The 25,341-nt window shown below is 67.3% G+C and carries 20 protein-coding genes and 1 tRNA gene; 17 read left to right on the forward strand and 4 right to left on the reverse strand.

Annotated elements, in window-relative coordinates; translation table 11 throughout:
• Positions 1 to 354 precede the first annotated feature (354 nt).
• Positions 355 to 3,444, forward strand: coding sequence for a bifunctional diguanylate cyclase/phosphodiesterase (locus PAM7066_RS00975; RefSeq protein WP_139214924.1), 3,090 nt, complete (start codon positions 355 to 357; stop codon positions 3,442 to 3,444).
• 75 nt (positions 3,445 to 3,519) lie between these two features.
• Here the strand turns inward: PAM7066_RS00975 and PAM7066_RS19500 are convergent, their stop codons facing one another.
• A complete protein-coding gene (locus PAM7066_RS19500; protein WP_276326051.1) occupies positions 3,520 to 3,645 on the reverse strand; it encodes a hypothetical protein in 126 nt (41 codons plus the stop codon).
• 339 nt (positions 3,646 to 3,984) lie between these two features.
• Here PAM7066_RS19500 and PAM7066_RS00980 point away from each other — a divergent pair, with 339 nt between their 5' ends.
• Positions 3,985 to 5,268, forward strand: coding sequence for an alpha/beta hydrolase family protein (locus PAM7066_RS00980; RefSeq protein WP_085852254.1), 1,284 nt, complete (start codon positions 3,985 to 3,987; stop codon positions 5,266 to 5,268).
• A 127-nt stretch (positions 5,269 to 5,395) separates the two neighbouring features.
• Complete coding sequence (locus PAM7066_RS19225; protein ID WP_245749552.1) at positions 5,396 to 6,199, forward strand: lysozyme family protein; 804 nt, start codon at positions 5,396 to 5,398, stop codon at positions 6,197 to 6,199.
• On the opposite strand, the gene PAM7066_RS00990 is transcribed toward PAM7066_RS19225, so the two are convergent.
• Both PAM7066_RS00990 and PAM7066_RS00995 read right to left on the reverse strand, forming a co-directional pair.
• Positions 6,196 to 6,897 carry an RlmE family RNA methyltransferase gene (locus PAM7066_RS00990; RefSeq protein WP_085852255.1) on the reverse strand — a complete coding sequence of 234 codons (702 nt, stop codon included), beginning with the start codon at positions 6,895 to 6,897 and terminating at the stop codon, positions 6,196 to 6,198. The two genes, PAM7066_RS19225 and PAM7066_RS00990, sit on opposite strands and share 4 nt — an antisense overlap.
• A 58-nt stretch (positions 6,898 to 6,955) precedes the next feature.
• Positions 6,956 to 8,071 (reverse strand): Ppx/GppA phosphatase family protein, encoded by a 1,116-nt coding sequence (locus PAM7066_RS00995; RefSeq protein ID WP_085852769.1) that lies wholly within the window; start codon positions 8,069 to 8,071, stop codon positions 6,956 to 6,958.
• Positions 8,072 to 8,305: 234 nt separating this feature from the next.
• Between PAM7066_RS00995 and PAM7066_RS01005 the strand changes: the two genes are divergently transcribed.
• The 12 genes from PAM7066_RS01005 to PAM7066_RS01060 all read left to right on the forward strand — a co-directional run bounded on the left by PAM7066_RS01005 (position 8,306) and on the right by PAM7066_RS01060 (position 20,147).
• Complete coding sequence (locus PAM7066_RS01005; RefSeq protein WP_085852257.1) at positions 8,306 to 8,602, forward strand: virulence factor; 297 nt, start codon at positions 8,306 to 8,308, stop codon at positions 8,600 to 8,602.
• Positions 8,603 to 8,609: 7 nt separating this feature from the next.
• On the forward strand, positions 8,610 to 9,269 hold the full coding sequence (locus tag PAM7066_RS01010) for an HAD family hydrolase (RefSeq protein ID WP_085852258.1): 660 nt from the start codon (positions 8,610 to 8,612) through the stop codon (positions 9,267 to 9,269).
• Positions 9,266 to 10,225 (forward strand): methyltetrahydrofolate cobalamin methyltransferase, encoded by a 960-nt coding sequence (locus PAM7066_RS01015; RefSeq protein WP_085852259.1) that lies wholly within the window; start codon positions 9,266 to 9,268, stop codon positions 10,223 to 10,225. Before PAM7066_RS01010 ends, PAM7066_RS01015 begins: the two co-directional genes overlap by 4 nt.
• Before the next feature lie 23 nt (positions 10,226 to 10,248).
• The gene (locus PAM7066_RS01020) at positions 10,249 to 12,261 is read left to right on the forward strand and encodes an ASKHA domain-containing protein (RefSeq protein WP_085852260.1); all 2,013 of its coding nucleotides are present in this window, start codon (positions 10,249 to 10,251) and stop codon (positions 12,259 to 12,261) included.
• Between the two features lie 50 nt (positions 12,262 to 12,311).
• Positions 12,312 to 12,385: transfer RNA gene (locus PAM7066_RS01025), tRNA-Gly, on the forward strand.
• A 160-nt stretch (positions 12,386 to 12,545) separates the two neighbouring features.
• Positions 12,546 to 13,607, forward strand: a complete 1,062-nt coding sequence (locus PAM7066_RS01030; protein ID WP_245749553.1) for a LacI family DNA-binding transcriptional regulator — start codon at positions 12,546 to 12,548, stop codon at positions 13,605 to 13,607.
• Between the two features lie 114 nt (positions 13,608 to 13,721).
• Entirely contained in the window at positions 13,722 to 15,059 is a 1,338-nt protein-coding gene (locus PAM7066_RS01035) for an ABC transporter substrate-binding protein (protein ID WP_085852261.1), read from the forward strand.
• Between the two features lie 95 nt (positions 15,060 to 15,154).
• Positions 15,155 to 16,027 (forward strand): carbohydrate ABC transporter permease, encoded by an 873-nt coding sequence (locus tag PAM7066_RS01040; RefSeq protein WP_085852262.1) that lies wholly within the window; start codon positions 15,155 to 15,157, stop codon positions 16,025 to 16,027.
• 12 nt (positions 16,028 to 16,039) lie between these two features.
• Positions 16,040 to 16,870, forward strand: coding sequence for a carbohydrate ABC transporter permease (locus PAM7066_RS01045; RefSeq protein ID WP_085852263.1), 831 nt, complete (start codon positions 16,040 to 16,042; stop codon positions 16,868 to 16,870).
• A gap of 10 nt (positions 16,871 to 16,880) precedes the next feature.
• Positions 16,881 to 17,882 (forward strand): ABC transporter ATP-binding protein, encoded by a 1,002-nt coding sequence (locus tag PAM7066_RS01050; RefSeq protein ID WP_085852264.1) that lies wholly within the window; start codon positions 16,881 to 16,883, stop codon positions 17,880 to 17,882.
• Positions 17,879 to 18,643, forward strand: coding sequence for an L-iditol 2-dehydrogenase (locus PAM7066_RS01055; protein ID WP_085852265.1), 765 nt, complete (start codon positions 17,879 to 17,881; stop codon positions 18,641 to 18,643). Before PAM7066_RS01050 ends, PAM7066_RS01055 begins: the two co-directional genes overlap by 4 nt.
• Before the next feature lie 34 nt (positions 18,644 to 18,677).
• Entirely contained in the window at positions 18,678 to 20,147 is a 1,470-nt protein-coding gene (locus tag PAM7066_RS01060; RefSeq protein ID WP_085852266.1) for a mannitol dehydrogenase family protein, read from the forward strand.
• A gap of 42 nt (positions 20,148 to 20,189) precedes the next feature.
• Here PAM7066_RS01060 and PAM7066_RS01065 read toward each other — a convergent pair whose 3' ends face one another.
• Entirely contained in the window at positions 20,190 to 21,236 is a 1,047-nt protein-coding gene (locus PAM7066_RS01065; protein WP_245749554.1) for a 3-carboxy-cis,cis-muconate cycloisomerase, read from the reverse strand.
• A gap of 305 nt (positions 21,237 to 21,541) precedes the next feature.
• Here PAM7066_RS01065 and PAM7066_RS01070 point away from each other — a divergent pair, with 305 nt between their 5' ends.
• Complete coding sequence (locus PAM7066_RS01070) at positions 21,542 to 24,064, forward strand: hypothetical protein (protein ID WP_085852267.1); 2,523 nt, start codon at positions 21,542 to 21,544, stop codon at positions 24,062 to 24,064.
• The gene (locus PAM7066_RS01075) at positions 24,061 to 25,338 is read left to right on the forward strand and encodes an ABC transporter substrate-binding protein (protein ID WP_085852268.1); all 1,278 of its coding nucleotides are present in this window, start codon (positions 24,061 to 24,063) and stop codon (positions 25,336 to 25,338) included. The genes PAM7066_RS01070 and PAM7066_RS01075 overlap by 4 nt, the downstream gene beginning before the upstream one ends.
• The last annotated feature ends 3 nt before the right edge of the window (positions 25,339 to 25,341 follow it).

A 25,341-nucleotide genomic window follows, 5' to 3' on the forward strand; every position in this document is an offset into this window, starting at 1 on the left:
CGGCCGGCTGCCCCGCGCCGCCCGGTCTGCCCCCTTCCAAGCCGGTGGCAAGAATGCGCGCAACTTGCGCGCCGCGTTGATCCGCCGCGGTTCGCCACGGCCGGCATGCTGGTATCCGCCGCGCGCGGTGCCGTTGTCAGCCGGCAGGAAACCACGATCGGCAATCTTGCGCCGATGGAACCCGCCGCACTGCAGCGACGCCCTTTCGTTAACCATCCCGTAAGACCTTCCGCCGACACTTCCGTAACATTTTAGGCAAGCCGAGAAGGAGCGACGTTTCGAGACCCGCCCTTGGGACTGCCACCGATACCCGGGACCGAACCGTCGGCCTTGGCCCGCGCTGAAGGAACAGCCGTGAATACACCAGCCAGCGTGGACATCGCACCTCTCTTGCTCAGCACCGCGGGTTCCGTACTGGCAATCGCGGTCTTCCTCGCGCTCATCTCGTTGGGCCGCAAGCGGATCAAGAAGCGCTCGGTGCTCCTGTGGAGCCGGGGGGTTGCGCTTTTCGCCGCGTATTGGATGACGGCCGTACTCGGTCTCCAATGGGCTTCCGTAAGTGGCGCCGGATCGCCGGTCTGGCCGGCGGCCGGCGTCGGAGTGGCGGGCCTTCTGCTGGGCGGATGGAGGCTCTGGCCGGCGATCCTGATCGGCCGGCTCGCCGCAGCCTTCGTAACGGGGTCCGATCAGCCGATCTGGGCGGAAGTCCTGATCGCATCGGCCAACACGGGCGCAGCCGTCGTCGCGGTCCTGATCCTCAAGGGATGGCGGCCGGCCGATCTGCGCCTGACGGCCATGCAGGACGTCGTGCGGCTGACGCTCGCGATCGCGGCAGGGGCCGCGATGGCCGCGGTCGTGGGCACCGGGGTGCTGGCGTTCTCGAGCGAGCTGGACCCGCGCCGGGCGATCCAGATCTGCTTTGGGTGGTGGCTCGGCAACAGCAGCGGGGCCCTGCTCGTCGCGCCGATCATGCTGACCTGGAGCTACCCCGCGGCGTGGCGCATGAGCGGCCGGCAGTGGCTTGGCCTGGTCGGACTTCTGGCGACGGCGGCTCTCGTCTCGCACGAGATCTTCTTCGAGCACAGGTTCACCGTCCTGCGCACCTGGTACGTCTATCCGATCCTGATCTGGATCGCGGTTTCGTACCGGGTGAGCGGCGTCGCCCTTGCGTTGATGATCGTCTCCACAGCCGCGATCTGGAGCGCCACGATCGGTGCGGGCGCATTCGCGACGATCACCGCGTCAGCGCTGGCGCAAGTCGTTCTTGCCCAGCAATTCGCGGTCATCACCTCGGTCGCGGCCCTTGTCCTTGCCGCCGCGGCGGACGAGCGGCGCGGGCTGGAGGCCCTGCGGCACCATGAGGCGCGCGAAAGCTCGATCGCGGACACCGCGGTCGATCCGATCATGGTCATCAACGACCGGGGCATCATCGTCTTCTGCAACCCGGCCGCCGTGCGGGCCTTCGGGTACGATCGCTCGGAAATGCTCGGGCAGAATGTGAGCCTCCTGATGCCGGACCCGCACCGCTCGGCCCATGACGGGTATCTCGAAGAATACGTCCGGACCGGAGAAGCCAGGACCATCGGTGTCGGGCGCCAGGTCGAGGGCCGGCGCAAGGACGGCAGCACCTTCCCCATCGATCTGTCCGTCGCCGAGTGGCAGGCAGGCGGAAGCCGGTTCTTCACCGGCATCATGCGCGACCAGACCGAGCGCGTTCAAGCCGACAATGCCGTACGCTCGAGCGAACGGCGCATGTCGATCGCGATCGAGGCGAGCGGCGGTGCGATCTACGAGCAGACGATCCCGGCGAGCAGCGACATCTACGTCAGCCCCCAGTTGCGGGACATGTTCGGCTACGACGAGTTTCCGGTGACAGCCGAGCAGTTCGACGAATGGGTGTCGGACCAGGTTCACCCCGATGACCGCGCACGCCGCGATGTCCTCCGCGAGGAATTCCTTGCCGGGCGCGAGCAGCGTTTCGAGGTCGAGCTGCGGATGCGTCACGCCGATGGCAACTGGATCTGGGTGCGCTCCTTCGCGCAGGCCATCGAGCGCGACGGGGATGGCCGGGTGCGGCGTCTTTCGGGGATGCTGATCGACATTACCGAACGGAAGCTGGCCGAGAGCCAGGTCGAGCATCTTGCCCGGCATGATGTCCTGACCGGGCTTTCCAATCGCTCGGTGTTCGCGGACCAGTTGGTCGAGGCGACGCAGCAGGCGGATGTGGGGACGTCCTGCGCCGCGCTGATCCTGCTCGACCTCGACGACTTCAAGTCGATCAACGACACCCACGGCCATCCGGTCGGCGATTCCATCCTGCGCCTCGTCACCGAGCGGCTGACCTCGTCGATCCGCACGGGCGACAGCGTGGCGCGGCTTGGCGGCGACGAGTTCGCCATCGTGGTGCCGAACGCGCGCTCGCGCGAGGGGGTCGCGGAGCTTGCCCAGCGACTTCGGCACGCCCTGGCGCAACCGGCCTCCATCAACGGGATGGAGCTGGAGGTGTCGGCGAGTCTCGGCTTCGCGCTCTATCCCGATGACGCCGGAACCGTGGATCTTCTCATGCGGCACGCGGATCTGGCGCTCTACGAGGCCAAGAAGAACGGGCGCGGTCGGGTGTGCAGCTTCCAGCCCGAACTGGAGGCCGCGGCGACCCATCACGTCCAGGTCGAGACCGCCCTGCGCCAGGGGATCCGGAACAACGAGTTGATGTTGCACTACCAGCCGCAGGTCAACGTCGAGACCGGCCAGGTCCATTGCGTCGAGGCGCTGGTTCGCTGGTGTCGCGACGGGACGATGATCGCCCCTGACGATTTCATCCGCACAGCCGAGCGCAGCAACCTGATCCGGACGCTCGGCGCGTGGGTCATCCGCGAGGCCTGCCGGCAGCAGGCGCTGTGGCGCGCCGACGGGATCGACGTGAAAATCGCCGTCAACGTCTCGGCGGCCGAGGCGAGCGCCGAGGACTACGTCACGAACCTGGACCGGGCGGTGGCCGAGTTCGGCGTGCCGAGCGAGACACTCGAGCTCGAGTTCACCGAAGGGTTCCTGATGGATCCCGAGAGCAAGCAGGTGCAGTCGTTCCTGCGCGCCTGCGAGGCGCGTGGCATCACCCTGGCGATCGACGATTTCGGGATCGGCTATTCGTCGCTCAGCTACCTGGCGCGGCTACCGATCTCGAAGATCAAGATCGACCGGTCGTTCCTGTCGGAAATCGACCTGCCGGACGAGGCGCTGATCGAAGCGGTCGTGACCCTCGGACGCAGGTTGAACAAGCGCGTGGTCGCCGAAGGCGTCGAGACGAAGGCGCAGATGGACTTCCTCTCCCATCTCGGATGCGACGACGTGCAAGGCTTCTACCTCTGCCGGCCCGGAAGCGCAGCCGACATCGAACCGTTCCTGTCGCGGTCGGCCGTTCCGGCCAGGTCGGCTGCAGCGGGCTAAACCACGCCGGGCTTCAGCGCGGGTGTTTTGGACGGGCTCGCCTAAAGTGGGGGAACCCGTCCGGGGGCTATCGCCTCAATCCTCGACTTCCTCGACCTCTTCCGCGCCGACACCCTCGACGTCTTCGGCTTCCTCTTCCTGGCAGGCCGCGAGGCCGAGAACCATGGAAAGAGCGACGATCGGGATCATTCGGATAGTCATGCGAGTCTCCTCATGCAGTTTTCGCAGGCCCTTCCAGACCCGGCCAACCGCTACCCCGCCTCAGCGCAGGGCAAGGGTTGGCGGGCAGCAAGATAGCCTCGTCGAATGCTGCGGCCACAGCACGCCGGGCGTCGGCTCGTCTCCGCTCATGGGGTCGCAGCGATGAGCGGTCGCTCACTCACGAGACCGCGCTACGCGGCTCAGCGGCTTGGGGATCGCGCGCCGAGACCGCCCCCCGCCGCACGCACTGGAACGCCCGGAAATGAAGCGCAGTACCGTCACTTGTCACGACGCAAGGAACCGGCGACGGTGGGTCGACACAACTTTCACGAGGATCCGATGAAACATCTTGCACCTGTGATTGCGGGACTTCTGCTGGCGACGCCCGCCGCGGCCCAGAACCCGATCGACCGGATCCGGCCCGACGCGCCCGAGCTTGCGCCCTATGGCGAGACCGTCACCGGCGTGCGAACGCTGACCTTCACCAACGAGGACCAGATCGACGTCCCGGCCGCGACCGAGGATGCCGAGCCGACCACGACCGACCGCGAGATCACCGTCGAGGTCTGGTACCCCGCTTCCGCCGATGCCGAGCAGGGCGAGACCTATGCGACGGTCCTGCGCGACGGCCAGACCGAGACCACGCTGACCGGCCGCGCCGCGCGCGACGCCGCGCCGGCGGACGGGCAATACCCGTTGATCATCCTGTCCCACGGCTATCCCGGCAACCGCTTCCTGCTCAGCCACCTGGGCGAGAACCTCGCCTCAAAAGGCTACGTCGTGGGGTCGATCGACCACCCCGACAGCACGTATTCCGATCAGGGCGCGTTCGCTTCGACCCTCGTCAACCGGCCGGTAGACCAGGCCTTCGTCCTCGACAGCCTCGCGGAGCTCGACGGCGATCTCGGCGCGAGCATCGACGCCAGTCGCACCGGCGTGGTCGGCTACTCGATGGGAGGATACGGCGCGCTCATCTTCGGCGGCGCGGGCGTGACGAAAGAGGCTGCCACGACAGGACGTTACGCGCCACCGCAGGACCTGCTGAGCCGCAACGTCGCCGGCACCGAGTCCCACGAGGCACTTCTCGACGACCGTGTCGCCGCGGTCATCGCGATCGGGCCGTGGGGCCACAACCGGGACTTCTGGGATGCCGAGACCCTTGCCGGGTTCCGCGAGCCGCTGCTGCTGATCGCAGGCAGCGCGGACGACGTCTCCGGATACGGCGCGATCCGCCAGATCTTCGAGGGCACGACGAGCGTCGACCGCCACCTGCTGACATTCGAGAACGCCGGTCACAACGCCGCCGCCCCGATGCCCGCCCCCGAGGAAAGCTGGCAGGCGGCCCCAGGCGCCGAATCCACCTCCTTCCCGCATTACGCGGACCCGGTCTGGGACACGACGCGCATGAACAACATCCTCACGCATTTCGCGACCGCGTTCTTCGACCAGCACCTCAAGGGCGACGCCGAGCGCGGCCGCTACCTCGATCTGGTCGAGTCGGCCGAGGATGGTGTCTGGTCCGTCGGCGACGACGACACGCCAACCGCGGAGCACACCTATTGGACCGGCTTCGGCGAGGGCACGGCCCGCGGTCTGCGGCTGGAGTTCCAGGCGGCGCAGTGATCGGCGGCGGCCCGCGTCGCGGTCTGAAGCGCGCGCCGCGAGGTTCCGGCGAGCAACGTCGTAAACGCGATGTAAATCATTTCCCGAGAGGGTCCCCGGGCTGATCCGATCTCAGAACGGGGTTGTCATGGTTTACCACCTGCGTCGCCTTGCGCTTCTCGTGGCGTTCACGATTGCCGCGGCGGGCGCGCACGCGCAGGGCTACTCGCTTCTGACCGGGCAGGGTCTCCGCCCGGCGCAGGACAGGGAAAGCGCCGTCAGCATGTGGGGCGCCGAACTGCAGCCCCTCGTCGAACGTGCGGAATCCGGCTCGGAAGCCATCATGCGCACCAGCGCCCAGAGCCTCTTCGTCGATCAGCACGAGCGCGGATTCTTCGCCCCCCTGGCCGAGCGTATCGACCCGCGGAACGGACGCCGCAGTTCCCGGTCCTACGCAAGGTTGGGCGCCGGCGACCCCGAGGCCGCGATGGTCCGCCACCTGATCGCCGATGCCGAAGCCGGTCCCGCCGGCTACGACGCCGTCCAGCACGGCGCCCGCCGCAAGCCGTCCGGCCGCCCGACCGACCTGACCCTGGGCGAGATCTTCGCCTGGATCGACGCGACCCCCGGTCAGCCCCACGCCATCGGCCGCTACCAGTTCATCCCCTCGACCCTGGCGCGCTTGGTGACGATCCTCGACGCCGGACCCAACGACCGCTTCACGCCCGATCTGCAGGACCGGATGGCGGACATCCTGCTCGAGGATGCCGGGTTCAGCGCCTATCGCGCCGGCGAGATCACGCGCACTGCCTTCATGAACAACCTTGCCAAGATCTGGGCGGGCTTCCCGAACTCGTCCGGACGCTCCCACTATCACGGCTACGCGGGCAACTCCGCCACGATGTCCTGGGCGAGTTTCGAAAGCGAGATGGACCAGATCTTCCGCGGCTAACCGCGGAAGCCCTGCGCGATCACGAATTTTTCGGAGGAATCCGACCGGCTCGACGGCGGCTTGACGTTCGCCACCTTGTCGAAGCGGCGCTTCAACTCAGCCTGCAGGCTGTCCTCGGCCCCGCCCTGAAGCACCTTGGCCACGAAGGTGCCGCCCTCGACCAGCACGTCGAAGGCAAGCTCTGCCGCTGCCTCGCACAGGGCGACGATCCTGTTGTGGTCCGTCTGCTTGTGCCCGGAGGACGAGGCCGCCATGTCCGACATCACGACATCCGCCGGACCGCCGAGCCATTCCTTGACCAGGTCGTCCGCGCCCGGCTCCATGAAGTCGAGCTGGTGGATCTCGGCGCCCGCGATCGGCTCGACCTCCTGCAGATCCACTCCGATCACGCGGCCCTGCGGCTTGCCCGCGCGCGATCCGTCGGAGTTGACGCGCGGCACCGCCACCTGGCACCAGCCGCCGGGTGCGCAACCCAGGTCGACGACCCGCGCACCCGGGCGCAGGAATTCGTACTTGTCGTCAAGCTCCATGATCTTGAACGCCGCGCGGCCGCGGAATCCTTCGTCCTTCGCGCGCTTGACGTAAGGGTCGTTCAACTGCCGCTGCAGCCACCGGGTGGATGACAGCCGCCGCCCGCGCGCCGTCTTGACCTTGACCGTCAGGTCGCGTTGCCCGCGTCCACTTGTTTTCTTCGCCATGATCGGGCCTCCTGCCCGTCCACTTACGCCGCCTGCCCGCGCGCACAAGAGGATCCGCTCAGTAAGGGCCGTCCTCGAGCACGCCGTCAGCTGACATCTGCGCGTAAAGCAGTCCCTCGCGCAGACCGCGATCGGCCACCGACAGCCGGTCCGTCGGCCAGACCCGAAGCAGCGCCTGCAGGATCGCCGAGCCCGACATGATCAGCGCCTGCCGGTCCCGACCGATGCGCGGATCCCGCCGCCGCCCTTCGGGGCCGAGGGTCAGGTAGCTGCGGATCACGGCGTCGATCTGGTCCGAGGTCATACGGAGCCCGTCCACGCGATTGCGGTCGTAGCGCTTCAGCCCCAGATGGCTGGCCGCCACCGTCGTCACGGTGCCCGAGGTGCCGATGATCTGGAACCCCTCGCGCGCCTGCTCGCTGGCGTAAGGCGCGAAGGTCACGAGGTTTTCCTCAAAATACCAGCTCATCAGGGCGAACCGGGCGGCGTCGTTCTTCACGTCGTCGAACTGCTCGCGCAGCGTCGCGACACCCAGCGGCACGCTGATCCAGTCCACGACGCGAGCCGCCGGAAAGGGAGAGCCATCCGCGGGCTTGAACCCAGCATGAAGGCGCATGATGGCGCGCGGCCGGTCGTGGCGGGGGACGCGTGTGATGTCGATCCACACAAGCTCGGTCGAGCCGCCGCCGATATCCACGACCAGAAGCTGCTCGGTCATCGTCGAGACGAGCGGCGCGCACGAGATCACCGCCAGACGCGCCTCTTCCTCGGGCGCGATGATCTCGAGCGCGAGGCCGGTCTCCCGCCGCACCGTGTCGATGAACGAACGCGCGTTGCTGGCGCGCCGGCAGGCCTCGGTCGCGACGAGGCGCATCCGGCTGACCCTGCGGCGGTCGATCTTGGACCGGCAGATCTTGATCGCCTGGATCGTCCGCTCCATCGAGGCGAGGCTCAGCCGCCCCGTCGTCTCGAGCCCCTGCCCCAGCTGGACGGATTTCGAGAACGAGTCGACCACGTGGAACTGGTTGCCCTTGGGTTGGGCAATCAGCATGCGGCACGAATTCGTGCCGAGATCGAGCGCCGCATAAAGCGACGCCGGATCGGGTCTGTCGGTGCGCTGCGGCTCGACCGGCTTCGGGAACGCGCCCGCACCTATGGGACGCTTGGGCGTCATTTCGTCGCCCTCCAATCGGTTGACTCGAACCTATGCATCAGCCCCACGCGAGGCAAGCGTTGTGTCCGGGCGGCCTCAAGATGATGATGAGCCAAATGACCAAGCCCCCACATGGCGCAATCCCGCACAACCGGTTAGACGTTGCGTCGCTGCAGACCGACATTACGTCGAAAAACGGCATGGAGCGCGGCGAGGGGCCGCGTATCGGATAGCGAACGGACTGGAGGCGTCGAAATGGCCGAGATCACCATCGTCTACTGGCGGGACATCCCCGCGCAGGTGATCGCCGGCAAGGGCCGCAAGGGGGTGAAGATCCCCCTGCCCGAACGGTTCGAACAAGCCATAGACCGCGCCGCGATGAAGTCCGGCGCCGCCGGAACCGACGACTACCTGGCCGAATGGCACAAGGGCGCGCCCGTCACGGTCGAAGGGTCGGACGAAGAGGCCGCGCGACGTGCCGCCGACGAGATCGACACAACCTACGACCCCGAGCGTCTGCGCACCCTCATCGCCAATGACGGCCGGGCGTGACTGCACGATGACCCTCGCTTTCCTCTTCGACCTCGACGGGACGCTGATCCACTCGGACCCGATCCACGCGACCGTCTTCGTCGAGCTTTTCGCCGAACACGGGGTGCAGATCGACGAAGCCCACTACTACGACAACATCCACGGCCGCCTGAACGATGACATCTTCGGCGACGCCTTCCCCGGCACCGATCCCCGCGCCATGGCCGACGAGAAAGAGGCCCGCTTCCGCGCCCGCCTCGGGTCCGAGGCATCGCCGGTGGCCGGGCTGTTGCCGCTTCTCGACCGGATCGCCGCCGAAGGCTGGGGCTCGGCCATTGTCACCAACGCCCCCCGCGCCAATGCCGAGGCGATGCTGGCCGCGCTCGGCCTTGCCGACCGCTTCGACACCATCGTCGTGGCCGATGAGCTGGCGCGGGGCAAGCCGGACCCGTTGCCCTACCAGATCGCGCTCGACCGGCTCGGCGCCACCGCCTCGCGCGCCCTCGCGTTCGAGGACAGCCCCTCGGGCGTCACCGCCGCCACCCGCGCAGGGATTCCGACGCTGGGCCTGCGCTCGTCCCTGTCCCACGACCGACTGTTAGAAGCCGGCGCCGTGGCCACGCTCGCCGATTTCTCCGATCCCGCGCTCGCGCCCTGGATCGACCGCATCACCAAGGAGACGACATGACCCGCACCGTTCTCGAGTCGCAAACGAAGACCGTCACGATCGGCTTCGACGAGCCGTTCTGCGTCATCGGCGAACGCATCAACCCCACGGGTCGCAAGAAGCTCGCCGCCGAGCTCGAGGCTGGCGACTTCTCGACCGTCGAACGGGACGCGCTTGAACAGGTGGCTTGCGGGGCGATGGTCCTCGATGTGAACGCGGGCGTCGTCTACAACTCGAACCCCAACCCGAACGAGACCGAGCCGCCGCTCATGCGCAAGATGATCGAGCTGGTTCAGGGCCTCGTGGACGTCCCGCTTTGCATCGACAGCTCCGTCCCCGGCGCGCTGGAAACGGGCCTGTCGATCGCCAAGGGCCGCCCGCTGGTCAACTCGGTCACGGGCGAGGAAGAGCGGCTCGAGGCGATCCTGCCGCTCATCAAGAAGTACAACGTGCCGGTCGTGGCGATCTCGAACGACGACACGGGGATCAGCGAAGACCCCGACGTGCGCTTCGCCGTCGCGAAGAAGATCGTCCAGCACGCCGCCGATTACGGCATCCCGGCGCATGACATCGTGGTCGACCCGCTGGTGATGCCGGTGGGCGCCATGGGCACCGCCGGGCAGCAGGTCTTCACCCTCGTCCGCCGTCTGCGCGACGAGCTTGGGGTGAACACCACCTGCGGCGCATCGAACATCTCGTTCGGGCTGCCGCATCGCCACGGGATCAACGCCGCGTTCCTTCCCATGGCCATCGGCGCCGGCATGACCAGCGCCATCATGAACCCCGTCCGCGTCGTCGAGATGGAGGCGATCCGCGCCGCCAACTTCCTGATGAACCACGACCCGAACGGCAGCGAGTGGATCAAGTTCTCCCGCGTGCTCGACGCGGTCGAGGCCGGCACGCCCTTCGCCGAGGCGGCCAAGGCCTCGTCCGACGCCGGATCGGGCCGCGGCAGTCGCCGCCGGCGCCGCGAGTGAGCCCCTCCCGGACCGGAAACGACATGAGCGAAGACCCCCTCGTCATCTTCACCCCGTCGGGCAAGCGCGCACGCGTCCCCGCCGGCACGACCGTCCTTGCCGCCGCGCGACGGATGGGCGTGGATCTGGATTCGGTCTGCGGCGGGCGGGGCATCTGCTCGAAATGCCAGGTCGCGCCGCAGATCGGGCAGCACACGAAGCACGGCGTCACCGTGCAGGACGACGCGCTGTCTGGCTGGAATGCGGTCGAGGCGCGCTATGACGAAAAGCGTGGCCTGAAACCCGGCCGCCGCCTCGGCTGCCAGGCCGAGATATGCGGCGACGTGGTCCTCGACGTGCCGCCCGAAAGCCAGGTCCACCGCCAGGTCATCCGCAAGGCCGCCACCGCGCGCGAGATCCGCATGGACCCCGCCACGCGCCTCTACTTCGTCGAGGTGGACGAGCCTGACATGCAGGAGCCCTCGGGCGACCTCGAACGCCTGAATCGCGCGCTGAAGGCGCAGTGGGACCTGGGTCCGGTCGAGGCGCCGCTACCGCTTCTGCGCAAGCTCCAGCCCGTCCTGCGCAAGGGCGGCTTCCGCGTCACCCTCGCCGTCCACCAGGCACATCGCGGCCCCGCGCGGCTGATCGACATCTGGCCGGGCCTCTACGAATCCGGTCTCTACGGCCTCGCCATCGACCTCGGCTCGACCACCATCGCCGCGCATCTGTGCGACCTCGACACCGGCGCTGTCCTCGCCTCTGCGGGCCTGATGAACCCGCAGATCCGCTTCGGCGAAGACCTGATGAGCCGCGTCTCGTATTCGATGATGAACCCCGGCGGCGACATAGAAATGACCCGCGCCGTGCGCGAAGCGATGGACCAGCTTGCCGCCGACATTGCCGCCGAGGCTCGCGTCGCCCCCGCCGCCATCGTCGAGGCTGTCATCGTCTGCAACCCGGTGATGCACCACCTGCTTCTGGGCATCGACCCGGTCGAACTGGGGCAGGCGCCCTTCGCGCTGTCGACCTCTGATGCGGTCGAATGTGCAACGGCCGAACTGGACCTGACCCGCCTGAACCCCTGCGCCCGTGCCTACCTTCTGCCCTGCATCGCGGGACACGTCGGCGCCGACGCCGCCGCCGTCGCCCTGTCCGAGGAGCCCGGCAAGCAGGACGAGCTGTCGCTGATCGTCGACGTGGGCACCAATGCCGAGATCCTGCTGGGCGACCGCAACGGCGTCCTCGCCTGCTCGTCCCCGACCGGCCCGGCGTTCGAGGGCGCGCAGATCTCCAGCGGCCAGCGCGCCGCGAACGGCGCCATCGACGCCGTGCGCATCGACCCCGACACCAAGGACGTCCGCTTCCGCGTCATCGGCAGCGATCTCTGGTCCGACGACCCCGCCTTCGACTTCGAGGTTACGGGCATCTGCGGCTCGGGCATCATCGAGGCGCTGGCCGAGATGCGCTCGGCCGGCATCATCGACGCCTCAGGGCTAATTGGCTCGGCCGAGCAGGTCGGCACCGACCGCCTCCGCGCCGACAACCGCACGCACCAGTTCGTCCTTTACGAGACCGCCGACCGCACGATCTCGGTCACGCAAAATGACGTGCGCGCGATCCAGCTGGCGAAGTCCGCACTCTATGCCGGCGCGCGCCTGTTGATGGACGAGCGCGGCGTGGACAAGGTCGACCGCGTGGTGCTGGCCGGCGCGTTCGGCGCGCATATCAGCCCGAAACACGCGATGATCCTCGGGATGATCCCCGATGTGCCGCTCGACAAGGTCACCAGCGCCGGCAACGCCGCCGGCACGGGCGCGCGCATCGCCCTTTTGAACCGCGCCTCCCGCGCCGAGATCGAGCAGACCGTCCGCCGCATCCACAAGGTCGAAACGGCGATCGAGCCGCGCTTCCAGGAACATTTCGTCGCCGCGAACGCCCTGCCCCACGCCACCGACCCGTTCCCCGAGCTGCGCAAGATCGCGTCCCTGCCGGACGTGTCCTTCAACACCGGCGGCGAGGATGGCCGCCAGCGTCGCAGGCGCCGCAAGATCTGAGCGATTGCCCTTGACCCCGGGGGCCCCGGGGTCCTATTTCAGCGCGGTATGCGGGTGTAGCTCAATGGTAGAGCAGCAGCTTCCCAAGCTGAATACGAGGGTTCGATTCCCTTCACCCGCTCCAATCTCCAACAGACCGTAGGCGCGCCCGCCGGGCCCGCAGCGTCCCTCGGGCGACGGCATCGGCGTGAACGTGTTAAGCTTGATTTCCAACACAAGCTGATCGTAGCTTTCCACGTGTAAAGATAGCACTGCAAATTCGAACGCGCTCAGGAAGGGTCACCATGGACGAGACGGGCCAACCGCAATCGGACAAGCGGCGCATCGACACCATGGAGGAGCTGTCGGTCGCCATCGGCGTCTCGCGCCCCACCCTGTCGCGCTACTTCCAGGACCCCTCCAGCGTCCGCAGCTCGACCTCCGAAAAGATCCGGCGCGGGCTCGAGCAGGTCGAATACGTCCCGAACTTCTTCGCCACGCGGATGAACCGGAAATCCACTGGCATGATCGGGGTCATCATCCCCTATCTCAACGACCTGTTCTTCACCCGCCTCCTCGAGGGGATCGAGATCGCGGCGATGCAGGCCGGCTTTACCGTCATCACCCAATGTTCGCATTCCGATCCCGCGATCGAGGCGCGCGCGGCCGAGACCTTCATGTCCATGTCCGTCGACGGTGCCCTCGTCGCCCCTCTGGGCAACCACAGCGACTTCGCGGTGCAGGAGCGTCTGAACGCCCGCCTGCCCTTCATGCTGGTCGACAGCCGCCCGAGCACCATGCCGAGCGTGGATTTCGTCGGGTCGGACCACATGCAGAGCACCGGGATCATCACCGAATACCTCAGCCGCGTGGGCGATCCTCCGGTCTTCCTTGCGATGCCGCGGGTCAACTTCAACGCGCTGGAACGCGAACGCGCCTATATCGCCAAGATGCAGGAGCTGGGCCACGAGCCTACCATCATCGGGACCGAGGCGCTCCACCCGGCCTCGCATTTCGAGGCGCACGGCTCGGCGGTGCTGGATCGCTGCTTCTCGCAGGGGCAGTTCACCGACCGCTCGATCCTCTGCGCCAACGACCGCGTGGCGATTGGCGCGCTGCACGCGGCGGCGAAGCACGGGCTCGATCCGGGGCGCGCGCGCCGGGGCGGGCTGAGAATCGCCGGGCACGACGACTACCCGCTCTGCCCCTTCACCACCCCCACGCTGACGACCGTCGCGCAGGATGTCGAGGCGATCGGCCGCGTTGCGGTCCAGCGGCTCGTCGAAAAGATACGCGGGGAAAACAATGCGCAAAGTCAGGTGGTTCAGCTTCTCGACGGCGTACTCAAGCTGCGCGAGTCCGCCTGATCCGCGCAATATTGCTGCGGCGCAGCGATTTTCTCCACTATTTTTTGATTGACGCAACAGCAGAATCCCTCCTACGTTTTACATGCGTAAAGTAAGCGCGAACGGGAGGATCTCATGACCATCAAGCGCACCCTTATGGGGTCGGCCGCCGGCTTCGGCATCGCCGCCGGCCTTGCCACCGCCGGCCTCGCCCAGGACACCACCACCCTGACCATCGCGACCGTGAACAACGGCGACATGATCCGGATGCAGGGCCTGACCTCCGATTTCACGGAGCAGCACCCGAATATCGAACTCGAGTGGGTCACACTCGAAGAGAACGTGCTGCGCCAGCGCGTCACACAGGACATCGCCACCCAGGGCGGCCAGTTCGACGTGATGACGATCGGCGTCTACGAGGTGCCGATCTGGGCCGAACAGGGTTGGCTCACGCCGCTCGACGACCTGCCCGAAGACTACAACACCGACGACCTGCTTCCCTCGATCCGCGAGGCGCTTTCGGTCGATGGCCAGCTTTATGCGGCCCCGTTCTACGGCGAATCCGCTATGGTAATGTATCGCACCGATCTGGCCGAAGAGGCCGGCGTGACGATCCCCGACCAGCCCACCTGGTCCGACATCAAGACCGCCGCCGAGGCGATGACCAATGAGGACGAGGGCATCTACGGCATCTGCCTGCGCGGCAAGCCCGGCTGGGGCGAGAACATGGCCCTCATCAGCGCCATGGCGAACTCGTACGGCGCGCGCTGGTTCGACATGGACTGGCAGGCGCAGTTCGACAGCGAGGCCTGGAACGAGGTGCTGACCGACTACCTTGACCTGATGAACAACTACGGCCCCCCGGGCGCCGCGGCCAACGGTTTCAACGAGAACCTGTCGCTGTTCCAGCAGGGCAAGTGCGGCATGTGGATCGACGCGACCGTCGCCGCCTCCTTCGTGACCGACCCCGAGGACAGCCAGGTGGCCGACAGCGTGGGCTTTGCGCAGTTCCCGAACAAGGAAGGCGTGGACAACCACGGCAACTGGCTGTGGATCTGGACCCTCGCCGTGCCCGCCGGCTCGCAGCAGTCCGAGGCCGCGCAGGAATTCGTCGCCTGGGCCACGAGCCAGGAATACACCAACCTCGTCGCCGAGAACGAAGGCTGGCGCGCCGCCCCTCCGGGCACCCGCACCTCGCTCTATGAGAACCCCGAGTACCAGGAGGCCGCGCCCTTCGCCCAGATGACGCTGAACTCGATCAACGCGGTGGACACGACCGCCCCGGCCGAGGGTGAAATCCCCTACACCGGCGCCCAGTACGTCGCGATCCCCGAGTTCCAGGGCATCGGCACGGCCGTCGGCCAGACCTTCTCGGCCGCGCTCGCCGGGCAGATGGACGCCGAGCAGGCGCTCCAGGCCGCCCAGCAGACCACCCAGCGCGAGATCGACCGCGCCGGCTACGGCTCGAACTGATCCACGACCACGGGGCGAGCCGCGACAGGCTCGCCCCAACCCGGCGCCCCCACGCGCCGTAGCCTGCACCCATAGCCATTCTCAGGGAGGGGACCATGGCGACCCAGCACTCCCGCGCCGCCGCGCGGTTCATGATCGCACCGTCGGTCGTCCTGTTGCTCGCGTGGATGCTGATCCCGCTGGGGATGACGCTGTATTTCTCGTTCCTGCGCTACAACCTCCTGATGCCTGGGAACAATCCCTTCGTCGGCTTCGAGAACTACGCCTATTTCGTCACCGACCCGGCCTTCCAGGCGGCCATCGTCAACACGCTGCTGCTGGTCGGCGGCATCCTTCTGATCACCGTGGTCGGCGGCATCGCGTTGGCGGTCCTTCTCGACCAGCCGATGTGGGGCACCGGGATCGTGCGGATCATGGTGATCTCGCCCTTCTTCGTGATGCCCACGGTGTCGGCGCTGGTGTGGAAGAACATGTTCATGAACCCCGTGAACGGCCTCTTCGCCTACATCGCGGAGGTCCTGGGAATGCAGCCCTTCGACTTCCTGACGCAGGCGCCGCTGGCCTCGATCATCGGGATCGTGTCGTGGCAGTGGCTTCCCTTCGCGACGCTGATCCTGCTGACGGCGATGCAGTCCCTCGACAGCGAGCAGCTCGAAGCGTCCGAGATGGACGGCGCCAGCGCGTGGAGCCGCTTCTACTACATCAAGCTGCCCCACCTCGCCCGCGCGATCACCGTGGTCGTGCTGATCCAGACAATCTTCCTTCTGTCGATCTTCGCCGAGATCCTCGTGACCACCAACGGCGGCCCCGGCACCGCGTCCACGAACCTGACCTACCTCGTCTATGCCGAAAGCCTGCTGCGCTTCGACGTCGGCACGGGCAGCGCCGGGGGCGTCATCGCCATCATCCTCGCCAACATCGTTGCGATCTTCCTGATGCGGATGATCGGCAAGAACCTCGACGCGTAAGGAGACCGTATCATGGCCCGCGCCGTCACCACCAAGACCAAGGCGATCAACACCGCCATCGCCTGGACCATCGCGATCCTGATCTTCTTCCCGATCCTGTGGACCGTGCTGACCAGCTTCAAGAGCGAAGGAACGGCCATCGCCGATCCGCCCGTCTTCCTGTTCTTCGACTGGACGCTCGAGAACTACGCGACCGTGCAGGAACGCTCGAGCTACTTCCGCCACTTCATGAACTCGGTGGTGATCTCGGTCGGGTCCACGATCATCGGCCTCGCCATCGGCATCCCCGCGGCCTGGGCCATGGCCTTCGTGCCCGGCAAGCAGACCAAGAACGTGCTGATGTGGATGCTGTCGACCAAGATGCTGCCGCCCGTGGGCGTGCTGGTGCCGCTCTACCTGATCTTCCGCGACTGGGGGCTTCTGGACACGCGGATCGGCCTGATCATCGTGCTGACGCTGATCAACCTGCCGATCATCGTGTGGATGCTCTACACCTACTTCCGCGAGATCCCGAACGACATCCTCGAAGCCGCCCGCATGGACGGCGCGACCCTCCGGTCCGAGGTCATCTACGTCCTCCTGCCCATGGCCGTGCCGGGCATCGCATCCACCCTTCTTCTCAACATCATCCTCGCCTGGAACGAGGCGTTCTGGACGCTGAACCTCACGGCCGCGAACGCGGCGCCGCTGACGGCCTTCATCGCCAGCTATTCCTCGCCCGAGGGCCTGTTCTACGCGAAACTCTCGGCGGCCTCGACCATGGCCATCGCCCCCATCCTCATCATGGGCTGGTTCTCCCAGAAGCAGCTCGTCCGTGGCCTGACCTTCGGCGCGGTCAAATAAGGAGCCCCCCATGGGACGCATTACACTCGACAAGGTGCGCAAGGCCTTCGGCGACACCGAGGTCATCCCGCCCCTGGACCTGACCATCGAGGACGGCGAGTTCGTGGTCTTCGTCGGCCCCTCGGGCTGCGGCAAGTCCACGCTCCTGCGCCTGATCGCGGGGCTTGAGGATGTCTCGGGCGGCGAGATCCGCATCGACGGCAAGCCCGCCACCGACCTGCCCCCCGCCAAGCGCGGCCTCGCCATGGTGTTCCAAAGCTACGCGCTTTATCCGCACATGACGGTGCGCAAGAACATCACCTTCCCGCTGAAGATGGCGGGGATGAGCGAGGAGGAAAAGAAGCGCCGCGTCGACCACGCCGCCGAGGTGCTGAACCTGACCGACTACCTCGACCGCCGGCCCGGCCAGCTCTCGGGCGGCCAACGCCAGCGCGTCGCGATCGGCCGCGCCATCGTGCGCGAACCCGCGGCGTTCCTCTTCGACGAGCCACTGTCGAACCTCGACGCCGCCCTGCGCGTCGGCATGCGGCTTGAGATCAGCGAACTGCACGAGCGCCTCAAGACCACGATGGTCTACGTCACGCATGACCAGGTCGAGGCGATGACCATGGCCGACAAGATCGTGGTCCTGCGCGCGGGCAACATCGAGCAGGTCGGCTCCCCGCTCGACCTCTACCGCACGCCCCGCAACCTCTTCGTCGCGGGCTTCATCGGCTCGCCCACGATGAACCTCATCGACGGAGCCGAGGCGGCAAAGCACGACGCCCGGACCATCGGAATCCGCCCCGAGCATATCGACGTCGTCGGCGACGGCCCGTGGCAGGGCAAGGTCGGCGTGTCGGAACACCTGGGCAGCGACACCTTCTTCCACGTCCACGAGACTGGCCTTGCCGACATCATCACCGTCCGCGCCCCGGGCGAGGTCAACCACAGGGCCGGCGACACGATCCGCCTCTCGCCGCAGATGGACAAGCTCCACCGCTTCGGCCAGGACGGCCTGAGGATCGCATGAGGCTCTCCGACAAGACCGCCCTCATCACCGGTGCCGCCCGCGGCATCGGCCGCGCCTTCGCGGAAGCCTACATCGCCGAGGGTGCAACCGTCGCCATTGCCGACATCGCCGCCGACCGCCTGTCGGCCACCGCGGACGAGATCGGCGCGATCCCGATCCTCATGGACGTCACCGATCAAGCCAGCATCGACCGCGGCGTGTCCGAGACCGTCGAGCGCCTCGGCCATATCGACATCCTCATCAACAACGCCGCTCTCTTTACCGCCGCGCCGTTGGTCGAGATCGACCGCGCCGACACCCAGCGCGTCTTCGACATCAACGTGGGCGGCACGCTCTTCACCATGCAGGCCGTCGCGCGCCACATGATCGCGCGCGGTCAGGGCGGCAAGATCATCAACATGGCCTCGCAAGCCGGCCGCCGGGGCGAGCCCCTCGTCGCCGTCTACTGCGCCACCAAGGCCGCAGTGATCTCGCTCACGCAATCGGCCGGGCTCAACCTGATCGAGCACGGCATCAACGTGAACGCCATCGCCCCCGGCGTCGTGGATGGCGAGCACTGGGACGGCGTCGACGCCTTCTTCGCGAAACACGAGGGCAAGGCGCCCGGCCAGAAGAAGCGCGAGGTCGCCGCCGCCGTCCCCTACGGCCGCATGGGTACGGCCGACGACCTGACCGGCATGGCGATCTTCCTGGCGACGGACGAGGCCCGCTACATCGTCGCCCAAACCTACAACGTGGATGGCGGCCAGTGGATGAGCTGACCCCGCCCACCGGAAAACAGCCCGAGGTTCCTCAATGAGCATCCCCCTGTCGCAGGCCACCCTGTCCGATCTTCCGCCCGAGATCCGCGTGCCTTCGTATGACCGCGACAACCTGATGGCCGGCATCATCCATATCGGCCTGGGCAATTTCCACCGTGCCCATCAGGCCTGGTATCTCCACCGCCTGATGGACCAGGGGCTGGCGCACGACTGGGCCATCATCGGCGCCGGCGTCCGCCCCGCCGATGCGGCCACGCGCGAAAAGCTTCTTGCGCAGGACTGCCTGACCACCCTGATCGAGCTCGACCCCTCGGGCAAATCCGTCGAGGTCACCGGCTCGATGATCGGCTATGTCCCCGTGGCCGAAAACAACGCGCCCCTGATCGCCCACATGATCGAGTCGAACATCCGCATCGTCTCGCTGACCGTGACCGAGGGCGGCTACTACCAGAACGCCGACGGCGGCTTCGACGAATTTTCACCCGACATCGTCCACGACGCGCAGTCCCCGCAGACACCGAAAACGGCGTTTGGCGCAATGGTGGAGGCCCTCCGCCGTCGCCGCGACAACGGCACCGGACCCTTCACCTGCCAGTCCTGCGACAACCTGCAAGGCAACGGAGCAATCCTGCGCCAGACCGTCGTCGGCCTCGCCAGGCTGTCCGACCCCGACCTTGCCGACTGGATCGACGCCAACTGCACCTTCCCCAACTCGATGGTGGACTGCATCGTGCCCGCCACCGGCCCGGCCGAACTGGCCCTCGCGCGCGACTTCGGAATAGCCGATAACGTGCCGGTCACGCATGAGAATTTCCGTCAGTGGGTGATCGAGGACCGCTTCTGCGCCGGCCGCCCCGACTGGGACGAGGTCGGCGCGACCTTCACCGAGGATGTCCACGCCTACGAAGCGATGAAGATCCGCATTCTCAACGGCGGCCATCAAGTCATTGCGAACGCTGGTGAAATCCTCTCGGTCCAAACCATTGCCGGCTGCATGGAACATCCGCTGATCCACGCCCTCTTCCGCAAGGTGGAAACCGAAGAGATCGCCCCCCACGTCCATGCCGTGCCGGGCACATCAGCTTCGGAATATATCGACCTGATCGACAAGCGTTTTTCCAACCCCGAGATCCGCGACACCACCCGCCGCGTCGCCTTCGACGGCTCGTCCCGCCACACCGGGTTCAACCTTCCGGTGGTTCGCGACGCCCTGAAAACCGACTCCCCGGTCGAGGGTATGGCTTTGGTCGAGGCCCTCTGGGCCCGCATGTGCGAAGGCACCCGCGAGAATGGATCGGTGATCGAGCCCAACGACCCTTTTTGGAGCGACCTTCAATCCGCCGCCAAGACAGCGAAAGAGCGTCCCCGAGCCTGGCTCGAACAGCGCCGCTGGTATGGCGACCTCGCGAACAAGCCCCGCTTCGCCGATGCCTTCGATCGCTGGCTCACGATGATCTGGGCCGAAGGAGCCGAGGCGGCGCTGAAGTCCTACACTGGCGCATAGGCGCAATCACAACGGCTTGCATCGCTACCTTGACGCGCCGCATCAAGCTTGGCTGTCGATGATCTCCAGCCCCTCGACCAGTTCTATGCAGAGCCCAAGAGCCCGCGCGGCGGACATGGCGAGGGGCGGAAGCACCATCCACTCCAGCGTCCACGCGGCGCCCGAGCGCTCCTGTTCGTGCACCATCGCACCACCCAGGGCGCCGGCTTGCGCGCTGGCGTAGCGGGCCAGCGTCACCAGCGTCTCGGCCGCGATGGGGTTCTGCTTGTGCGGCATCGCGGACGAGCCGCCGCCGCCCGCGACCCGCGCCTCGTCCACGCCCTGCTGCGCCATGAGGCAGACATCCGCACCGATCTTGCCGCAGCTGCCGGCGATCATCGCCGCCAGCCCGCCGAACTCGACCACTCCGTCCCGCGCGGCATGCCAGCACAGCGCCTCGGCCAGACCCAGTTGCTCGGCCACGACGCCGACCATTCCGGGCGCCAGGTTGCGCCGATCCCCCACCGGCCCACCGACCTGCACGCAGGCAACCCGAGGTCGCAGCTCGGCCAACCTGTCCCGGTGGCGCGCAAAGGGCTGCGCCCAAACCCCGCTCCGGTGCGCAGCCATGATGGGCAGAGCCGCCTGCATCCGGGTACGCCCCATGATTCGCGCATCGCCGGTACGATCAGCCAGCCCGCGCAGTGCCGCTTCGAGCGCAAAGATGCGCTCGTCGAGCAGGGCCAGCGTGTCGCGCAGAGCCATGGCGAGCGCGCTGTCCATCACGTCCTGCGAGGTCGCGCCCACATGCACCGCGTCGGCCGCATCGCCTGCCGCCTGTTTAAGACCCTTCACGAATTCCGGGACAGGCAATCCATCTCGCCCGGTGCCCTGCCGCAAGGCTGCCTCGTCCGGGGTCCAGCCCTCGATGGCGCGGGCGGCGCGCTCGGCCATGTCGCGGTCTACGGCGCCGGTCTGCCCCGAGGCGCGGGACCACGCTGCCTCGAAGGCGATCATACGCGACAGGCTGGCGCCCGGGGTCCAGATCGCCTGCGCGGCCACGTCGCCGAACAGCCCCGAGAGCCAAGGATGGGTGAAAACGTCGGTCACAGGAGGCTCCGCTGCTTGGTATCGGCATATGCAGATGTCCCACGCGCGTGGGCCGGCGGCAATGCCACCCTCGCCGGGTTGGCGGGACGCGACGGACGTATCTTTGATCTTGCACAGGAATGTGGAAACGGACAGCTTCGGATCAGGGAGGAGTTCACGATGGATGCGATGGCGGACCCGCGGCCGACGCACGACCGCCCGGTCAGCTCCATGACCGATCATCGCCATGACGCCCGATTGGGCGGGCGTTGCCGCGGCGCCGAACGAATGACCGGCACGGGACCCGTCCCCGAAAGGGAACTGAGTTGAACCGCCTGATCCGCCCCCTGTCCACCGGCACGCCGATCACGATTTGGCGTCATTCCGCGATCGCCGAACATCCCTGGGACGTGCCGGACCAGCCGATGGAGGGCGAGATGGACCCCTTCTTCTTCATGACGAAGGAGAAGAACTTCATCCCCCACGAATACCCCTGCCGCACCGCCTTCGCCGATCGCTACCGCGGCGCCGCCCCGGAAGAGCGCGCGACTGGCCCGGCCGAGACGGTGTGGCTTGGCTTTGGTTCGCCCCGGCTGGACCTGTCCGGGTTCTGGTTCCGCCCCACGCGCATCGCGGCGCAGGCCGAGACGCTGATCTCGGTGACCGAGGGCGGACGCGCGCGGCTTCGGCTGGCCACTTGCGGGGGCGCGGTCCTGCAGGTGAACGGGACGCCGGTCCTCGCCATGTCGGAATACCGCCGCAACTTCGAGACCGAAGCCGAATGCGAGTTCGATCTGCCTGCAGGCGAAAGCCGGATCGCCCTCTACCTCGACGACCTGGCCGAGCGTGACACCCGGTTCTATGCCGAGCTCACCTATCTCGACGGCCCAGCCGCAACGCAGGCGATCGAAGCGCCCGAGGCCGCCGCGGGGATCGAAGCGGTGCTCGAGCGGATGCATTTCACGCGCCCCGCCCACGATGGCGGCCCCGTCACCATCACCCTGCCCCGCGCGACCGACAGCCCGCTGATCGCGACCGTGCGGATCGCCGGGGACTTCATGTCTCACGACGACGCGCGCGAACGGCGGCTCGACCTGCCTACCGGCGCCGACCGGATCGAGTTCGGCGATGCCGCCGACCTGCCCGCCGATTTCCGCCACGTCGAAGTCACGCTCGCCGCCGATGGTTTCGCCGCGACCCGTGTGCTGGGAACCGAGATTTCCCATGCCACGGCTCAAGGACCGGCCCCCGCCACGTTGGAGGACCGGATCGAAGAGGCCTTGCGCGCCGTCGCCAGCGAAGGCGAGGCCGACACCGTCCGCGCCCTCGCCCGGCTGGCACTTGGCGACGGGGGCGAAACCACCCGCGCAATGATCGAGGCGAGCCTGCCCCGGATCGACGCCTGCTGGGACTGCGCCGATTTCGCGCTGGTGCCGCTGATCGTGGCGCGCACCCGGTTTGGGGCCTTGTTGGGGGACCTCTGCGATCGGATCGACGACACGATCCTCGGCTATCGCTACTGGATGGACGAGCCCGGCAACGACGTGCAGTGGTACTTCTCGGAAAACCACGCGCTGCTGTTCCACACCGCGGCGCATCTGGGCGGCGCGCTGCTGCCTGATCGCACCTTCCGCCGCTCGGGCCGTTCGGGCGCCGAGCAATCCCGGGTCGGGGCCGCGCGCCTGCACGCATGGTTCGACCATTTCGAGGCGTGGGAGATGGCCGAGTTCAACTCGGCCCCCTACTTCCCAATCGACCTGAAGGGCCTGACCGCAATCCACGCGCTGTCGCCCGATGCCCGGCTGCGCGAGCGGGCCGCGCGCGGCATCGCCCGGCTGGTCGAACTGGTCGCCAATTCGGCCCACCACGGCATCCTCACCGCCGCGCAGGGCCGCAGCTATGAACACTCACTGCGGTCGACCATGTCGCTGGAGCTCAGCGCCATCGGCCGGATGCTCTGGGGGACGGGCAGCTACGGCTCGCGCTTTCATGCGTTGCCGGGGCTGGCTCTGTGCCTGCGGGACCACGGGCTGGACCTGCCCGACCTGACGGAGCGCGCCAGCTGGGCCCGCGACGACGCGCAGGAGTGGTGTTTCGCGCAAGGCGAGGGGCGGATCGCGAAGCTCTACCACCACAAGACCGCCGACCACGCGATGGGGTCGGCCGTCACCTATCGCTGGTTCGAATGGGGCTACCAGGAGACTCTGTTGCACCTGCGGATGGGCAACGACCCGAACGCGCAGGTGTGGATCAACCACCCGGGCGAGGTCATCCATTCGGGCTTCGGCCGCCCCTCCTACTGGGGCGGCTCGGCCTCGGTGCCGCGGGTCCAGCAGTATCGCGATCTGGCGATCCTGCGCTTCGCCGGCGACCCGTCGCAGCCCGGCTTCACCCACGCCTGGTTCCCCCGCGCCGCCTTCGACGCTGCCGAAGTGACGGGCGACACCGCCACGGCCTCTGCCGGCGAGGCGCACCTGCTTCTCAAAGGATCCGGTCCGTTCGAAGAGGTCACGACCGGCCCGACGGCCGGCGCGGAACTGCGTCTTGCCGGGCGCGATGGCTGGTGGCTGGTCCGCCTTGGATCGAGGACGCTGCACGGCGCGGATCTCTCGACACGGTTCGCCGGGCTCGCCCCGCAGGAAGACGCAGACGGGACAATCACCGTGGACGACCCGGATTACGGTCCCGTCCGCTTCCACGCCTCCGGCCGCATCGAGGCCGAGGGACGACAGATCGACCCCGCGCTCTTTACGGTCGAGGGGGATCGGCGGATCCTGCCGCGGGGTGCAATGCCCCCCGAAAAGGATCGCGTTCGAACGTTCGAACACTCTCAGGGAGGAGAAACATGAAACTTGCAACATCTCTGGCGGCGCTTGCCGTCGCCGGTCTGGGCACCGCCGCCCTCGCACAGGACGACCCGGTCGAGCTACGCATGATGTGGTATTCCGACGGGATCGAGGGCGAGGTAATGCAGGACCTCCTCGACCGGTTCGAGGAACAGAATCCCGATATCGACGTGGTGCTCGACAACGTCGCCTACCAGGTCATCCAGGAGCAGCTTCCGATCCAGTTGGCCAGTGGCCAGGGTCCCGACATCGCCCGGGTGACCAACCTGAAGGAGCAGGCGCAGCACTGGCTCGACCTGCGCGAGCATGTCGAGGATCCGGCCTACTGGGACGAGAACTTTGGCAATCGCTTCGACTGGATGCGCGAGGACGGCTCGGACGCCATTCCCGGCTTCCTGACGCAGCTGACCATGGTCGGCGGCTTCGCCAACCGCACCCTGTTCGAGCAGGCCGGCGTCGAGATCCCCGGAGACGACGCGACGTGGGACGAATGGGTCGAGGCGTCGGACCAGGTCGCGCAGGACCAGGGCCTTGTGGCCGCGTTCGCCGTGGACCGCTCGGGGCACCGGATCTCGGGGCCGAACGTGTCCTATGGCGGCGACTATATCGGCGAGGACGGGATGCCTGCCGAGATCGACGACGGCACGATGGAATACGTCACCAAGCTGGTAAACTGGACCAAGGAGGGCAAGCAGCTGCCCGAGATCTGGGTCTCGGCCGCCGGAACGACCTACCGCTCGGGCGCGGACGACTTCATCAACGCGCAGATCCCGTTCCTCTATTCGGGGTCGTGGCAGGTCGCCAACCTGTCCACAAAGATCGGCGATGCGTTCGACTGGGTCGCCATCGGCTCGCCCTGCGGTGACGTGGGATGCTCGGGCCTTGCCGGGGGCGCCGCGCTTGTCGGCATCAAGTACACCGACCACCCCGAAGAGGTCGCGCGCGTGATGGACTACCTGGCCTCGGAAGAGGTCGTGCGCGAATTCTCGGAACGGACGCTGTTCCTGCCGGCGCATCAGGGCGTGGTCGAGGCAGGCGGACTCGACTTCCAGTCCGAGGATCCGAACGTACCGCCCGCGCTCGAACGCTTCGTGCAGGCCTCGAACGAGACGCTGCCCGCGGCCGACGCGCTGCCGGCCTGGAAATGGGCCAATGCCTATTACGGTGCGCTCGTGACCCGGATCAGCCAGGCCATGGCGGGCGAGATCACGCTCGAGGAAGCCCGCGAGCTGATGAACCGCGACATCGCGGACGTCGTCCAGAACGCGAGCCAGTAACGC

The organism is Palleronia marisminoris (genome assembly GCF_900172315.1).
Taxonomy (GTDB): Bacteria; Pseudomonadota; Alphaproteobacteria; order Rhodobacterales; family Rhodobacteraceae; genus Palleronia; species Palleronia marisminoris.

Coding starts and splice junctions, on each gene's coding strand:
- PAM7066_RS01005 (WP_085852257.1), top strand. CDS start 8,306: ATGGCCGAGATCACCATCGTCTACTGGCGGGACATCCCCGCGCAGGTG.
- PAM7066_RS01020 (WP_085852260.1), top strand. CDS start 10,249: ATGAGCGAAGACCCCCTCGTCATCTTCACCCCGTCGGGCAAGCGCGCA.
- PAM7066_RS19500 (WP_276326051.1), bottom strand. CDS start 3,645: ATGACTATCCGAATGATCCCGATCGTCGCTCTTTCCATGGTTCTCGGC.
- PAM7066_RS01010 (WP_085852258.1), top strand. CDS start 8,610: ATGACCCTCGCTTTCCTCTTCGACCTCGACGGGACGCTGATCCACTCG.
- PAM7066_RS00995 (WP_085852769.1), bottom strand. CDS start 8,071: ATGACGCCCAAGCGTCCCATAGGTGCGGGCGCGTTCCCGAAGCCGGTC.
- PAM7066_RS00990 (WP_085852255.1), bottom strand. CDS start 6,897: ATGGCGAAGAAAACAAGTGGACGCGGGCAACGCGACCTGACGGTCAAG.
- PAM7066_RS01045 (WP_085852263.1), top strand. CDS start 16,040: ATGGCCCGCGCCGTCACCACCAAGACCAAGGCGATCAACACCGCCATC.
- PAM7066_RS19225 (WP_245749552.1), top strand. CDS start 5,396: ATGGTTTACCACCTGCGTCGCCTTGCGCTTCTCGTGGCGTTCACGATT.
- PAM7066_RS00980 (WP_085852254.1), top strand. CDS start 3,985: ATGAAACATCTTGCACCTGTGATTGCGGGACTTCTGCTGGCGACGCCC.
- PAM7066_RS01055 (WP_085852265.1), top strand. CDS start 17,879: ATGAGGCTCTCCGACAAGACCGCCCTCATCACCGGTGCCGCCCGCGGC.
- PAM7066_RS01040 (WP_085852262.1), top strand. CDS start 15,155: ATGGCGACCCAGCACTCCCGCGCCGCCGCGCGGTTCATGATCGCACCG.
- PAM7066_RS01030 (WP_245749553.1), top strand. CDS start 12,546: ATGGACGAGACGGGCCAACCGCAATCGGACAAGCGGCGCATCGACACC.
- PAM7066_RS01035 (WP_085852261.1), top strand. CDS start 13,722: ATGACCATCAAGCGCACCCTTATGGGGTCGGCCGCCGGCTTCGGCATC.
- PAM7066_RS01015 (WP_085852259.1), top strand. CDS start 9,266: ATGACCCGCACCGTTCTCGAGTCGCAAACGAAGACCGTCACGATCGGC.
- PAM7066_RS01060 (WP_085852266.1), top strand. CDS start 18,678: ATGAGCATCCCCCTGTCGCAGGCCACCCTGTCCGATCTTCCGCCCGAG.
- PAM7066_RS01050 (WP_085852264.1), top strand. CDS start 16,881: ATGGGACGCATTACACTCGACAAGGTGCGCAAGGCCTTCGGCGACACC.
- PAM7066_RS01075 (WP_085852268.1), top strand. CDS start 24,061: ATGAAACTTGCAACATCTCTGGCGGCGCTTGCCGTCGCCGGTCTGGGC.